Genomic DNA, 14,703 nt, shown 5'->3' with positions numbered 1-14,703 from the left:
ACGCTTCACGCCTCGGGCGGGACGAGTTCATCTGGAGGTCGCCTGCGATGCACTGAGCGGCGTGCCTCCCGGACCGTACGGCGCAGAGAGCGCAGCCGGCGTGCGATACGGCGGACGGTCGCGTTGCGCGGCAGGAAGGCGAGCCGCGCCGGGACGCCACCCGGCAGCGCCAGCGAGGTGAGACGCCGACGCTTGAAGTACCGCCGGGTGTCCGGGCCGAGGCGTGTGGCCAGATAGCGGGCGGCGGCCGGGCGCAGGTCGGGGTGGATCTGCGGCTGCATCGCGAACCCGACGGCCCGTACGAGCGCGGTGAGGTCGGCGACGTCCATGCCCGGCCGCTGCCCGGTGACCGCTGCCCGGTCCGCCAGATCGGGCAGCAGCGCGTCGGCGATGGTGACGGGGACACGGTTGCTGTTCTCGTACGGCGTCAGGCGCTCCAGCAGGGTGTCGGTGGCGACGCGGGCGACCGGCAGGCCGTACAGCGTGGACGCGGTGAACAGCGCGGTGGAGAAGCAGCCGACGACCAGTGCGGGGTGCATCCGCTGGAAGAGCACCTCGGCGAGCTCCCGCGAGTCGAGCACGGTCAGGTCGGAACCCAGTTCCGTCGCCGTCTGCTGAAGGGCGCGCGACCAGCGGGCCGGGGCCGCGGGGTGCGGCTTGAACACCACGCGGGTATGGCCGAGCGCGACGGCGCCCGTCAGCATCCGCACATGGAGGTGTTCCTCCTCCTCGGCGGTGAGGATGCCGAGCGCGGACAGGTGCTGGCCGAGGAGCAGGACGGGCCGGTCGATCGAGGGCGGCTCGTCGCGGGCGTCCGCGAGTCCGGCGAGCGCTTTGGTGAAGGCGGAGGCCGGGACGATCTCGGGTGCGATACCGAACTCGGTCAGCAGCAGTGGCTTCAGGCCCGGCACCAGGTCCAGGTGGAGCAGCCGGGTCACCCGGGCGCCGACCAGCGGGTCGATCTTGTTGCGGGTGGGGCCGTAGCTCATCAGGCCGTCCGCGTAGACGGTGACGGGCGCGTCCGTGAAGATCTGCGCGAGGCCGAGCGCCGGGTTGACCTGGAGGGATTCGACGGTCAGCTCGATGTCGTCGTCGCCCAGGTCCCAGGCCAGCCGCAGATGGCGCTCCCACAGCGGCACGTCGTCGGATCTCGGCCCCCAGTCTCCGGGATGGAAGGGGGAGATGGTCTCGTTCCACGAGAGCACGTCGTCGAAGTGGTCGCGCAGCCGCTCGAAACCCGGCATCGCGTCGATGGCGGGCGTCGTCTCGGGGATCGCGGTGTTGTTGGAGACGAGCAGGACGCGCCGGCCCGCGGGCGCGTAGCAGCCGCTGTCAAGCGCTGCCGCGAGCGTGGCCGTGCCGTACGAGGTGGACGCGAGGAAGACCTGTGTCGTCATGCGGGCACCCCCGTGGCCGCGACCGGGCGGTGGCGCAGTCGGCGCAGGCGTGCCGCGCGCTGTACGTCCATCGAGTCGAGGGCCTCGTCGAGCAGGGGCTGCGGCATGCGCCGCAGCGCCTGCGCACTCATCACCTTCAACTTCCGCGCCACCAGGGGCTCGAACCGTTCGATGGACGCCAGATGGTGGGCGATGATCGCGCAGTAGGTGCGCACGGCCTTGGGGAGGAGCGCGTCCGCGTCGCGGTCCTCGGCGGTCTCCGCCATCACCTGGTCGAAGGCACGCAGGAAGTCGAGCTGGCGTACGTCTCCGATCTGGGTGAGGGACGATGCGACGCCACGCCGGTAGAAGACGCCGAGCAGGCCCACCGCGGCGAAGGTGTCCGCTTCCCGGTGCAGCTTCCAGATCCAGGGCCGGTCCTCGGCGGTGCGCAGCCCGTCGGTGAAGTGCAGCAGGCCGCGGTCGGCCAGGCGGCGGTGGTAGATGCCCGCCCAGGCGTACGCGTAGTCGACGGACGTCGAACGGTGGACCGGCAGGATCGCGTCGCGCGGTGGCAGGACGACGTTCCGCGGCCCGACCGGGGCCCGGTGGAGCGTCCGGGCGCGCCCCTGGCACTGGACGTGGTCGGTGCGGACGAAGTCGCATCCCAGCGTCTCGGCCGTTGCGAGGAGCTGGGGCAGATATCCGGGGGCGAGCCAGTCGTCGCCGTCCAGGAAGGTGAGGTAGTCGCCGCGGGCCGCGTCGATACCGGTGTTGCGCGCGGCGGCCAGGCCGCCGTTCTTCTCGTGCCTCAGGAGTATGGCGCCGGGAATGTCCCGTGCCGCTCGTTCGAGGATTCCGGGAGTTTCGTCGGTCGAACAGTCGTCGACGAGCAGGAACTCGAAATCGTCGCGGGCGTTCAGGTAAAGACTTCTGAGCGTGTCAGGAGCGAATTGCTGAACATTGTAGAACGGCACGATGACGGAGAGCTTGACCACTCGCTCGACGCTAGGCCGGGGTCAGCTCGCTCTTCTGGCCGCAGAGGGGGCGTCGGGTTAACGAAGACAGAAGACTCCGTTAACCCTCTTGACCTCTGAGCGAATGTGGAATATGCGTGCGATCTCCTGTCCGGGGCCGCAGGGCTATTTGAGTGCCGACTGTCTGATGGTGCGCACCCTTCGCGCCACCCGCCGCACCGTGGCGTTGCGCGGAATGAAGGCGAGCCGGGTCGGCAGCCCGCCGGGCAGGCCGAGCGCGGTGAGCCGACGGCGCTTGAAGAAGTGGTCGATGCCGGCCGGGCGGTGCGTGAGGTAGTCGGTGGCCGCCTGCCGCAGACCGGGGTAGATCTGCGGCTGCATCATGAAGCCGACGGTCTCCACCAGGCCCTTCAGCTCACCGATCTTCGCCGTCCGACCGCTCTCCAGGTCGGGCAGCAGTGCGTCGGCCAGGGTGACCGGGATGCGGTTGCTGTTCTGGTACGGGGTCAGCCGCTCCAGCAGCAGCTCGGTGCCGACCCGCGCGGTGGACAGCCCATAGAAGGTCTTCGCGGTGAACAGCGCGGTGGAGAAGCAGCCGACGACGAACGCGGGCCGCACGCGCTCGTAGAGCACCTCGGCCAGCACGGGCACGTCGAGGACGGTCAGCTCGACGCTGAGGCGCTCGGCCTCCTCCTCCAGGGCCCGGCTGTAGCGGGCCGGCGCGGTCGGGTGCGGCTTGAAGATCACCTGGCGGTGTCCCTGGGCGACGGCGCCCCGCAACATCCGTATGTGCAGGTCCTCTTCCTCCTCGGGCGTGAGGATGGACAGCGCCGACAGGTACTGGCCGAGCAGCAGCGCGGCGTCGCCGGGCAGTTCGGGCAGGTTCGGTGCCGCGGCGCCGATCGTGCCGAGCACCTTCAGGAAGGTGTCCGTGGGCACGAGCTCGGGTGCGACACCGAACTCGGTGAGCAGCAGCGGCTCGAGGTCCGGCACCAGGTCCAGGTGCAGCAGGCGGCGCACACGGGTGCCGACCAGCTGGTCGATCTTGAAGCGGGTGGGGCCGTAGCTCATCAGCCCGTCCGCGTACACGTCGATGGGCGCGACGGAGAAGATCTGGCTCACGGCGAGGGCCGGGTTGACCTGGATGGACTCCACGGCCAGCTCGACGTCGTCGTCCCCGAGGCCCCACAGCAGCCGCAGATACCGCTCCCACAGCAGGGTGTCGTCGGCCCGCGGCGACCAGCCGCCCGGGTGGAAGGGGGCGATGGTCTCGTTCCACGACAGGACGTCGTCGAAGCGGTCGCGCAACAGGGCGAAGCCCGGCATCTCGTCGACGGCGCTGGTGACCTCGGGGTTCGTCGCATTGTTGGAGACCAGCAGGATGCGCCGGTCGGCGGGCTGGAAGCAGTCGGCGTCGATGGCCGCGGCGAGCGTCGCGACGCCGTAGAGCGTGGACGCGCAGAAGATCTGGGTGGTCATGCGGCAGCGTTCTCCGTCACCGGGCGGCGGCGCAGCCGACGCAGTCGCGAGGCGCGCTCCCAGTCCATCGAGTCGAGTACGTCGTCGAGAATGTCCTGCGGCAGCCGCTTGAGGGCCGCCGCGCTCATGGTGCGCAGCTTGCGGGCCACCGTCGGCTCGAACTTCTCGATCGTGTTGAGGTGGTGGGCGATGATCGCGCAGTACGTGCGCACGGCCTTGGGGAGGTAGAGGTCGCCGTCCCGGTCCTGGGCCGTCTCCGCGATCACCTGGTCGAACGCCGGAATGAAGTCGAGCTGGCGTACGTCGCCGATCTGCGTCAGGGACGAGGCGACGCCGCGCCGGTAGAAGATTCCGAGCAGCCGCCCGGCCACGGCGAAGGACTCCGCCTCGCGGTGCAGGCGCCAGATCCAGGGCCGGTCCTCGGCGGTGTGCAGATGCTCGGGAAAGTGCAGCAGGCCGCGGTCGACGAGCCTGCGGTGGTAGATGCCCCCCCAGGAGTAGGGGTAGTCGACAGGCGTCGAGCGGTTGTCCGGAAGGATCACGTCACGCGGCGATATGACGGTGTCCCGCAGCCCGTACGGCACCCGGTAGACGGTCCGCTCGTTGCCTGTGCACCGCACGTGGTCGGTGCGCATGAAGTCGCAGTCCAGCTTCTCGAAGGCGGCCACCAGCTGCTCGAAGTACCCGGGGGCGACCCAGTCGTCCCCGTCCAGGAACGTCAGATACTCACCACGGGCGGCGTCGATTCCCGTGTTGCGTGCACCGGACACCCCGCTCTCCGGGCGCCGTATGAGTACGGCCCCCGGAAGATCGCGTGCCGCGCGCTCCAAGATCTCGCGCGTCCCGTCGGTCGAATTGTCGTCGACGAGTATGAATTCGAAGTCGTCCCGCGTGTTGGCGCGCAGGCTCTTCACGGTTTCTGGGGCATATCGCTGCACATTGAAGAATGGCAGGATGACGGAGAGCTTGACCACCCGGTCGACGGTAGGCGGTGGCCCGGCATTCGTCTTGACCGTCGGTGAGATGTTGGGTGAACGGCGCGTGGCGGAATAGTGAACCCGGCAAGATTCCGCGCCGATCGCGGCCCGATTCGCCATTCGGCGGTGTGCTGTTAACCGTTTGTTGCATTCGGGTTGGGCGGAACCTCGGAATGGCTTCCTAGCGTCTCCGGCGTGCCAGCAAGTGCAACGAAGGCCCTGCGGATCGCCGTCCTCGCGGATTCCGACACCCGATGGAAGTGGGGCGGGCTCACCGCCCAGCGACTCACTCCCGCGGATGCCGAGATCCGGCTCGACGGCTACCTCCTGCGGGGCCGCGCCACCCCGACCGCCCGTCAGCTCGACGAGGTCGGCGTCCGCGCGGACTCCCTCCGCGAGGTCACCGCCGTCGAGTTCCTGCGCGCGATGAGCGAGGAGTCCTACGACCTCCTCGTCCTCGCCCTGGTCGGCGGCGGAGTGCAGGCGATGCTGCACGGCCTCAGGAACATCTGGGGCGGCTCCGGGCAGCGTCCCGTCGTCGTCACCGGCTACGTCGGCGTCGTCTACGAGAAGCTCGCCGACGGTCTGCTGCTGCGCCACGGCGCGGACCTCGTCCTCGCCAACTCCCGCCACGATGCCGACCGTTTCCGTGCCGTGTACGAGGGTGTGGGCGCCGACGCCTCCTCGGTCACCGAGGTGGCGCTGCCCTTCCTCGGCGGCGACCCGTACACCGGTGAACACGACCCGTACACCGTGGTGTTCGCAGTCCAGCCGTCCGTGCCGGACAACCGCAAGGACCGTACGTACCTCCTGGGCCGGCTGATCGAGCACGCCCGCAAGCACCCCGAGCGCGAGGTGCTGCTGAAGCTGCGCTCCAAGCCCGGCGAACACACCACGCACATCGAGGAGTTGCCGTACCAGAAGCTGGTGCAGGGCAAGGACGTCCCCGCCAACTTCCGCCTGGTGTACGGCCACATGGGCGAGGTGCTGGACCGCACCGACCTGCTGGTCACGGTCAGCTCCACCGCCGCCCTGGAGGCCCTGCACCGGCGCATCCCGACGGTCGTCCTGACCGACCTCGGCGTACGCGAGACGCTCGGCAACCACCACTTCACCGGCTCCGGGTGCCTCGCCTCCTGGGACCAGCTCGACGCCGGGCACCGTCCGGCGGCGGACGAGGAATGGGTGGCCCGGCAGGGCGTGGCCGCCGACGGCTCCTACTCCACCGCCTTCGACGCCGCCCGCGAGCGCATCGCCGGGCTGCTGGAGCGCCCCGGCGGCCTGCCGCCCCTGAACCCCTACTACACACCCGAGACCGCGCCCGGCTACCTGCCCGGCATCCTCGCCCGCCACCACCTCGGCCCCGACGGTGCCCCGCTGCCCGGCGCGCCCGCCGTCGACAAGGCGCCCGGACCCGTCCGCCAGATCGTGCGCCGGGCCGCGCGCGGCGCCTACCGCCACGGTGTGCAGCGCGTGGCCCCCGTCATCCGACGCATGGGGGAACTGTGAGCGGCCGGATCCCACCTCAAGGAGAAGAAGCCATGTCCAACTCGGAAGGCGGCCCAGGCACTTCGGCTCGCCGAGTGCTCGCGGTCATCCCCGCGCGCGGCGGCTCCAAGGGCGTTCCCGCGAAGAACCTCGCGCCCGTCGGCGGCATCCCGCTGGTGGCCCGCGCGGTCCGCGAATGCCGGGCCACCCGGCTGGTGACCGACGTGGTCGTCTCCACCGACGACCAGGCCATCGCCGCCGCCGCACGGCAGGCCGGCGCCGAGGTCGTGCTGCGCCCGGCCGCCATCGCCGGGGACACGGCGACCTCCGAGGCCGCGGTCCTGCACGCCATGGACGCCCACGAGGCGCTGCACGGCGCGACCGTCGACGTGGTGCTCCTCGTGCAGTGCACCAGCCCGTTCATCGTCCGCGAGGACATCGACGGCGTGGCCGGCGCGGTCGTGGAGAACGGCGCGGACACCGCCGTGACGGTGGCCCCCTTCCACGGCTTCGTCTGGCGCGAGGCGGATGCGGAGTCCGAGGGCGGGGTGGGCGTCAACCACGACAAGTCCTTCCGCCCGCGCCGCCAGGACCGCCCCCAGGACTTCCTGGAGACCGGCGCCGCCTACGCCATGGACGCGGCCGGCTTCCGCAAGTACAACCACCGCTTCTTCGGCCACACCGAGCTGGTCCGCACCGACCCGGCCCGGGTGCTGGAGATCGACGACCCGCACGACCTGGCGCGGGCCCGCGCCCTGGCGCCCCTGTTCGACGCGGACCGCCCGGGCGCCCTTCCCGCCTACGACGACATCGACGCCGTAGTCCTCGACTTCGACGGCACCCAGACGGACGACCGGGTGCTGATCGACTCCGACGGACGGGAGTTCGTCTCCGTGCACCGCGGAGACGGGCTCGGCATCGCCGCCCTGCGCAAGAGCGGCCTGAAGATGCTGATCCTGTCCACGGAACAGAACCCGGTGGTCGCCGCCCGCGCCCGGAAGCTCAAGCTCCCGGTGCTGCACGGCATCGACCGCAAGGACCTCGCGCTGAAGCAGTGGTGCGAGGAGCAGGGCATCGCGCCGGAGCGCGTGCTCTACGTCGGTAACGACGTCAACGACCTCCCGTGCTTCGCCCTCGCCGGCTGGCCCGTGGCGGTCGCGAGCGCCCACGACGTCGTACGCGGCGCCGCACGCGCGGTCACCACCGTCCCCGGCGGTGACGGCGCGATCCGAGAGATCGCCAGCTGGATCCTCGGCCCCTCTCTCGATTCCCTCCCCAAGTAAGGACATCCCCCGATGAGCACCAACTCCCGTCTGCGTACGTTCGGTTCGCGCGAGGTCGGCCCCGGCCGTCCCGTCTACATCTGCGGCGAGATCGGCATCAACCACAACGGTGAGCTGGAGAACGCCTTCAAGCTGATCGACGTGGCGGCCGAGGCCGGCTGCGACGCCGTCAAGTTCCAGAAGCGCACCCCGGAGATCTGCACCCCGCGCGACCAGTGGGACATCGAGCGCGACACCCCCTGGGGCCGGATGACCTACATCGACTACCGCCACCGTGTGGAGTTCGGTGAGGACGAGTACCGCCAGATCGACGAGTACTGCAAGGAGAAGGGGATCGACTGGTTCGCCTCCCCGTGGGACACCGAGGCCGTCGCCTTCCTGGAGAAGTTCGACGTCCCCGCCCACAAGGTGGCCTCCGCGTCCCTGACGGACGACGAGCTGCTGCGCGCCCTGCGCGCCACGGGCCGCGCGGTCATCCTCTCCACGGGCATGTCGACCCCGAAGCAGATCCGCCACGCGGTCGAGGTCCTCGGCAGCGACAACATCGTGATGTGCCACGCCACGTCGACCTACCCGGCGAAGGCCGATGAGCTGAACCTCCGCGTGATCAACACGCTGGAGAAGGAGTTCCCGAACGTCCCGATCGGCTACTCCGGCCACGAGACGGGCCTGCAGACCACGCTGGCCGCGGTCGCCCTGGGCGCCGTGTTCGTCGAGCGGCACATCACCCTGGACCGCGCGATGTGGGGCTCCGACCAGGCCGCCTCCGTCGAGCCGCAGGGCCTCACGCGCCTGGTGCGCGACATCCGCACCATCGAGGCCTCCCTCGGTGACGGCGTCAAGAAGGTCTACGACTCCGAGCTGGGCCCGATGAAGAAGCTGCGCCGCGTCGCCGGCGTCGTCGCCGAGGCGGAGATCGCCGCGGCGGCGGGCGAGCCGGTCACGGTCTGAAGCCTGCGTTGAGCCCCTTACGACGGGACGGTCGTACGCCGATGAGCCCCCGCGCCGGTCAAGCCGGCCAGCCTCCCCGCACGCTCGCCTTCGTGGAGAGCCCGGTCCAGTTGCTGAACGTACTGGAGTGGGCCCACCTGCAGGGCCTGCGTGGCGCGGAGCCGGACTTCCTGCGGTCCGTGCCCGCGCAGGTACGGCGGACGGTGGACGGTGATGCGTCGCCACCGGACGGCGCGGAACTCACGGTGGTCGTCCTGTCCCCGACGGACCCCATGACCCGGGGCCAGCTGCGCCGCATGGCGGACCTGGCCCGGGACGAGGGGTACCGGGTGCGCTGGGAGGAGGCGCGGGGCGGCACGACCGCGCCCTTCTCGACGATCGGCGGCCTGGCGGGTTCCCTCCGCCGGGCCGACCGGATCGTCATGGGCGACCCGTTCTCGCGTTATGTGCAGCTGTTGTTGACGATCACTCGGGCGCGTGACCTGGTCGTGGTCGACGACGGCACGGCGACGATGGAGTTCGTAGCCCAGCTGGCCCGCGGCGAACGCCTGGTCCGCTGGCACCGCAAGGGTGGCCGGCCGGGCCCTCGTGACCTCCTCTTCGCCCCGGTCTCCTCGTCGGCCCGCCGCCGTCTGACCCCGAGCGCGCACCGCCGCGTGGAGGTCTTCTCCTCCATGCCGGTCGAGGAGACCCCCGACGGCGTCACGGTCACCGCGAACGCCTTCGCCTGGACCCGCGACCGCTTCGGCCCGCCGCGCATCACCAAGGGCGCGGACATGGTCGGCACGTCGTTGGTGGAGACGGGCGTGGTGGACGGCGACCGTTACCTGGAGGCGGTCCGCGGCCTGGCCAAGACCCACGGCGCCACACGCTACTTCGCCCACCGCAGGGAGAGCGCGGAGAAACTGCACCGCCTGGCCGGGGAGACGGGCCTGGAGATAGTCCGCCCGGACCTCCCGTTGGAGCTGATCGCCCGCCGGGGTCCGATAGGCCGTACGATCCTCAGCTTCCCGTCGACGGTCGTCCACACGTTGCCGCTGGCGCTGGCCGGCACGGGAGTGCGTGTCGCGGTGTGCGACATCGACCCGTCGTGGCTGACGGAGAACGCGTCTCCGCGTGCACAGGGCTTCCTGTCGGGGGTTACGGGGACGGCGCGGGACGTGCATCGGCTCGCGATGGTGCCCGGCTTGGCCTAAGGGCGTTGCGGCTCTTTCAGTTCTGGCGTGATCCTTGCGCCGCGCTAAGATCCCTGCGCCGCAGACGAGTTGACACACGGGGGAACAGTGACCGGCGACGCCATGCCCGCAGGGGCCTTTCAGCCGCTGACCGAGGACGACCCGCGGGCGATCGCCGGGTACCGGATCGCCGCACGGCTCGGGGCCGGGGGGATGGGCAAGGTCTATCTGTCCCACACTCCGGGCGGACGGCCCGTCGCCATCAAGGTGATTCGGCCCGAGTTCGCCGAAGACCCGGAGTTCCGGCGGCGGTTCGCGCAGGAGGTGCGGGCGGCCGAGCGGGTTCAGGGGCTGTACACCGCTCCGGTGATCGACAGTGACACGGAGGGATCGCAGCCCTGGCTGGCGACCGCCTACGTCTCCGGGCCCACGCTCGCCACCGCCGTCGCCGAGCACGGGCCGCTGCCCACGTCCACGGTCCTGCTGCTCACGGCCGGGGTGGCCGAGGCCCTCCAGGTGGTGCACGGCGCCGGCATCGTGCACCGCGACCTGAAGCCGTCCAACGTACTGCTCGCCGCCGACGGCCCCCGGGTGATCGACTTCGGTATCGCCCGCGCCGCCGACTCCACCGTGCTGACCAGCAGCGGGGTCACCGTGGGCACACCCGCCTTCATGTCGCCGGAACAGGCGGCGGGGCGGGCCGTGGGGCCGCAGTCCGATGTCTTCGCCCTCGGGCAGGTCGCCGCCTTCGCCGCCCTGGGAAGGTCCGCCCACGGGGACGGGCCCTCCCACGCCGTTCTCTACCGGATCGTGCATGAGGAGGCGGACCTCAGCGGACTGCCTGCTGAACTCACCGAACTCGTACGCCGGTGCCTTGCGAAGGAGCCGGACGCGCGTCCGTCGCTCAGTGAGGTTCTCGCCCTGTGCGGTGCCGCCTCCGGCGCCACGCAGCTGCGCCGTCCGGAGGACTGGCTGCCGGGCGCGGTCACCACGGTCATCACCGACCGCTACAGCGCGCCCCTGCCGGGACCGGTGTCGGATCCGGCGCCCGGCCCGGTGCCGGCCGAGCAGCCCACCGCGTCTTCGGCCGCGCCGCCGCAGCACCCCCCGACGGCCGTGGCCGCAGCCGCCCCGGCGCAGCCGGCGACACCTCCGCCGCCTGCGTACGTGCCGACGCAGACGGCCCAGCCCGTGCAGGCTGCGTATGCGCCTACCCAGACGGCCCAGCCCGTGCAGCCTGCGTATGCCCCGACCCAGACGGCCCAGCCCGTGCAGCCCTTCCAGCCCGCCACCCCGTACCCCGGGCCGCCCCCCGTCGTCGTGGGGCAGCCCGGTCGTCCCGCCCGGCGCCGGCGGACCGGGGTCGTCCTCGGCGGTGTCGCGGGAGCCGTCGTGCTCGTCCTCGGTGTCATCGGCTATCTGACCGACAACGGCGGTGACAGCGGGGGCGGGAAGCACACCGGCGCCGCCGCGGCCCCGGCCGGCGGACACAGCACCGGTGCCCGGCCCACGGGCGGCGCGACCACCGGCGCGCAGCCCAGCGCCTCCGCGAGCAGCGCCCCCACGCCCACGGTCTACAAGAACTTCAACCTGTCCGACGGCTACCACCTCAAGTTCAGCGACCAGCCCCTGGTGCCGCAGGACTCCAACTACGACGACCTGTACCTGATGTGCGGAGACTCCTGCACCTTCGGGTCGTACAACACCAAACTCGTCCTGCTCGACCAGGGGGAGAAGGGCTCGCTGGACACCTGCAAGCAGGACACCCGTTTCCTGCCCCAGGAGGTGTCCGTGAGCCGGTTCTCCAAGGGCAGGCAGCTCTGCGCGATCACGCAGGACGGCATCGTCGCCCTGGTGACCTTCGACGGCCAGTCGTCCAGCAGCAGCGCCAGCCGCTACGTCACCTTGGACATCAGCATCTGGCGTGACGCGGTACCGGCCACGTAAGTAACGGAGTTGGGGGTGCGCGGTAGTGCTTGGCGATCGCGTCGTAGGAGGAGCGGGTGGTCTGGAGGCGCTACCGCGTGCCCCTCGGACGGACTACGCCCGTCCCCCAGCCGCTCCCTGCCCCCGCCGAATCCCGTCCCATGGACAAGTCGAGCGGGACTGTGGTGTGACGTGGTATCCGTGTAGGGGAAAGAAGGGTTTTACCCATCCAAGTCCTCCGCCATGCGTCCGCCGGTCGGATTTTCTTCCCCTAACGGGCTGAACTTTTGTTGATCGAGGGGTAGTTGATCAGTCGGGCGTCCTACCCTTCAGAGGGTGAACCAATTGATGTCCCTTGAGTCCGAGGCAGACCTCCCCGGGGATGTGCTCCCCGGCGTGCTCAGCGAGACCCTGCACGCCGAACTCGTCGCCTTCCGTCGCGACTTGCACATGCACCCTGAGCTGAGCAACCAAGAGTTCCGTACGACGGCTGCGATCAAGGAGCGGCTCGAGCGGGCCGGGCTGCGCCCTCGTGTCCTGTCCACCGGAACCGGACTCGTGTGCGACATCGGCCTCGCCGAGGGCGAGGGGGAGCGGCCGGCCGTACCGATACTCGCGCTGCGCGCCGACATCGACGCCCTGCCCATCCCGGACACCAAGACCGATTGTCCGTACCGGTCGACCGTGCCCGAGCGCGCGCACGCCTGCGGGCATGATGTGCACACGACCGTCGTGCTCGGCGCCGGCCTCGTCCTCGCCGAGCTGCACGCGCTCGGCCTGCTGCCCCGCCCCGTGCGGCTGCTCTTCCAGCCCGCCGAGGAGGTGCTGCCCGGGGGCGCCCTGGACGTCATCGAGGACGGGGTGCTCACCGGGGTCGGCCGGATCCTGTGCGTGCACTGCGACCCCAAGGTCGACGTCGGGAAGATCGGGCTGCGGCAAGGGCCCGTCACGAGCGCGTGCGACCGGCTGGAGATCGCGCTGGACGGGCCCGGCGGGCACACCGCCCGGCCCCACCTGACCACCGACCTGGTCACCGCCGCCGCCCGCGTCGCCGTCGACGTGCCCGCGGTGATCGCCCGCCGGGTCGACACCCGCGCCGGTCTCGCCGTCACCTGGGGGCGGATCGAGTCGGGGCACGCCCCGAACGTGATCCCGCAGCACGCCGAGCTGTCCGGGACCGTGCGCTGCCTGGACCTGGACGCCTGGCGGCAGGCGCCGGACCTCGTGCACGCGGCGATCGACGAGGTCGCGACCCTGCACCGGGCCAAGTCCGAGATCAACTACGTGCGGGGCGTGCCGCCGGTCGTCAACGAACGGGAGTCCACCGAGCTGCTGCGCCGCGCGATGGTCGCCCGGCGCGGCATGCACTCCGTCGAGAGCACCGAGCAGAGCCTCGGCGGCGAGGACTTCTCCTGGTACCTGGAGCGGGTGCCGGGGGCCATGGCCCGGCTCGGCGTGCGGCGGCCCGGCGAGCGGACCGTGCGCGATCTGCACCAGGGCGACTTCGACGCCGACGAGCGCGCGATCACGGTCGGGGTGGAGCTGTTCACCGCGGCGGCCCTCCTGGAGGCGGACTCGGCGCAGCTCTGAGCGGACGGCCCTGCGGGGCCGTCCCTCGCTCTGACCTGGAGGTCCCTGCGGGGTCATTCCCCTGTTCGGCGCAACAGACCCTCCAGCCATTCCCACAGCGGGCGCACCAGTGCCGTGTCAGGCCGAAGATCCCGAGTTCAGACACTGTTTGCCTCGAATCGATAACGGCTTCGCGAGAGGTGTTTTTCTGACATCTACGCGCGTTACGATGCCGCGAAGCCGACGCCGCCGGGGCGTCTCGGCTCGAGCACTGGCATGGTGCTCACATCAAGCGCCGACATGGCGCTCAGGTCAGGTGAAGGAGCCTTCCCGTGCGCCGGGTAGCCAAGCTTTCCGCTGCGTGTATCGCCACCGCAGCTCTCGCCGTGACTGCCACTGCTTGTGGCAGCACCTCCTCTGACAACACCAAGCCGTCGGCCTCGGGCGGCGGCAAGGGTGTCAAGATCGGTCTCGCCTTCGACGTCGGCGGCCGTGGTGACCGGTCCTTCAACGACTCCGCCGCGCGCGGTGCCGACCAGGCCAAGAAGGAGTTCGGCGGTGACATCAAGGAGCTGACCGCCAAGACCTCGGACACCGAGGCCGACCGCGAGCAGCGCCTGTCGGACCTGGCGGACGCCGGCTACAACCCCGTCATCGGTGTCGGCTTCTCCTACGCCGCCTCCATGACCAAGGTCGCCGCGAAGTACCCGAAGACCAGCTTCGGCATCGTCGACTCGGTCGTGGACGCCAAGAACGTCGACAGCATCACCTTCACCGAGGAGCAGGGCTCCTACCTGGCCGGCGTCGCCGCGGCGCTGAAGTCCAAGGACCACCACATCGGCTTCATCGGCGGTGTCGACGTCCCGCTGATCAAGAAGTTCGAGGCGGGTTACGTCCAGGGCGCCAAGGCCACCGACAAGAAGATCAAGGTCGACGTCCAGTACCTGTCCCACGGCTCGGACATGTCCGGCTTCGCCAGCCCTGACAAGGGCAAGGAAGCCGCGCAGGGCATGCTGGACAACGGCGCGGACGTCATCTACACGGCGGCCGGCTCCTCCGGCAACGGCGCGATCGAGGCCATCAGCGGCAAGAAGGGCGCCTGGGCCATCGGCGTCGACTCGGACCAGTACAACATCCCGGGTCTGGCCAAGTACAAGAACGCGATCCTGACCTCGATGGTCAAGAACGTGGACGTCGGTGTCTACGACTTCATCAAGTCCGTCCACGACGGCAAGCCGCTGACCGGCGTCAACGCCTACTCGCTCGGCAAGGGCGGTGTGTCGCTCGCCACTAGTGGTGGCTTCATCGCCGACATCCAGGGCAAGCTGGACGCAGCAAAGAAGCAGATCGTCGACGGCACCATCAAGGTCAAGACCACCCCGTGACCTGATGGGTCCGCTCGGACCCCGGCTCGGCGAGGGGGCCTCGCAGCCCCTTCGCCGAGCCATAACAATGTGTCAACTCTACGCGTGTAGCGTGGAGTTGCCGCGCTAGCGTCGCCG

At 70.4% G+C, this 14,703-nt stretch carries 11 protein-coding genes; 7 read left to right on the top strand and 4 right to left on the bottom strand.

The window, feature by feature from the left end; translation table 11 throughout:
• Positions 1-5 precede the first annotated feature (5 nt).
• The 4 genes from ACWD3E_RS23590 to ACWD3E_RS23575 all read right to left on the bottom strand — a co-directional run bounded on the left by ACWD3E_RS23590 (position 6) and on the right by ACWD3E_RS23575 (position 4,806).
• Positions 6-1,397 (bottom strand): polysialyltransferase family glycosyltransferase, encoded by a 1,392-nt coding sequence (locus ACWD3E_RS23590; RefSeq protein WP_451389526.1) that lies wholly within the window; start codon positions 1,395-1,397, stop codon positions 6-8.
• Positions 1,394-2,374 (bottom strand): glycosyltransferase family 2 protein, encoded by a 981-nt coding sequence (locus ACWD3E_RS23585; RefSeq protein ID WP_451389525.1) that lies wholly within the window; start codon positions 2,372-2,374, stop codon positions 1,394-1,396. The genes ACWD3E_RS23590 and ACWD3E_RS23585 overlap by 4 nt, the downstream gene beginning before the upstream one ends.
• Before the next feature lie 144 nt (positions 2,375-2,518).
• The gene (locus ACWD3E_RS23580) at positions 2,519-3,832 is read right to left on the bottom strand and encodes an alpha-2,8-polysialyltransferase family protein (RefSeq protein ID WP_451389524.1); all 1,314 of its coding nucleotides are present in this window, start codon (positions 3,830-3,832) and stop codon (positions 2,519-2,521) included.
• Entirely contained in the window at positions 3,829-4,806 is a 978-nt protein-coding gene (locus ACWD3E_RS23575) for a glycosyltransferase family 2 protein (RefSeq protein WP_451389523.1), read from the bottom strand. Before ACWD3E_RS23575 ends, ACWD3E_RS23580 begins: the two co-directional genes overlap by 4 nt.
• Before the next feature lie 198 nt (positions 4,807-5,004).
• On the opposite strand from ACWD3E_RS23575, the gene ACWD3E_RS23570 reads away from it, so the two are divergent.
• From ACWD3E_RS23570 to ACWD3E_RS23540, 7 genes are all read left to right on the top strand, one after another.
• Complete coding sequence (locus ACWD3E_RS23570; RefSeq protein ID WP_451389522.1) at positions 5,005-6,318, top strand: DUF6716 putative glycosyltransferase; 1,314 nt, start codon at positions 5,005-5,007, stop codon at positions 6,316-6,318.
• 32 nt (positions 6,319-6,350) lie between these two features.
• The gene (locus ACWD3E_RS23565) at positions 6,351-7,580 is read left to right on the top strand and encodes a cytidylyltransferase domain-containing protein (RefSeq protein ID WP_451389521.1); all 1,230 of its coding nucleotides are present in this window, start codon (positions 6,351-6,353) and stop codon (positions 7,578-7,580) included.
• A gap of 12 nt (positions 7,581-7,592) precedes the next feature.
• Positions 7,593-8,531 (top strand): N-acetylneuraminate synthase family protein, encoded by a 939-nt coding sequence (locus tag ACWD3E_RS23560; protein ID WP_451389520.1) that lies wholly within the window; start codon positions 7,593-7,595, stop codon positions 8,529-8,531.
• A 41-nt stretch (positions 8,532-8,572) separates the two neighbouring features.
• Positions 8,573-9,727 carry a hypothetical protein gene (locus tag ACWD3E_RS23555; RefSeq protein ID WP_451389519.1) on the top strand — a complete coding sequence of 385 codons (1,155 nt, stop codon included), beginning with the start codon at positions 8,573-8,575 and terminating at the stop codon, positions 9,725-9,727.
• 87 nt (positions 9,728-9,814) lie between these two features.
• Complete coding sequence (locus ACWD3E_RS23550; RefSeq protein ID WP_451389518.1) at positions 9,815-11,653, top strand: protein kinase domain-containing protein; 1,839 nt, start codon at positions 9,815-9,817, stop codon at positions 11,651-11,653.
• Between the two features lie 327 nt (positions 11,654-11,980).
• A complete protein-coding gene (locus tag ACWD3E_RS23545; RefSeq protein WP_451389517.1) occupies positions 11,981-13,222 on the top strand; it encodes a M20 family metallopeptidase in 1,242 nt (413 codons plus the stop codon).
• A gap of 311 nt (positions 13,223-13,533) precedes the next feature.
• On the top strand, positions 13,534-14,586 hold the full coding sequence (locus tag ACWD3E_RS23540; RefSeq protein WP_451389516.1) for a BMP family lipoprotein: 1,053 nt from the start codon (positions 13,534-13,536) through the stop codon (positions 14,584-14,586).
• Positions 14,587-14,703 lie beyond the last annotated feature (117 nt).

This window comes from Streptomyces sp. NPDC002676, from assembly GCF_053592455.1.
Note: the sequence above shows the minus strand (reverse complement) of the source record. Positions and strands in the feature narration are given on the sequence as shown.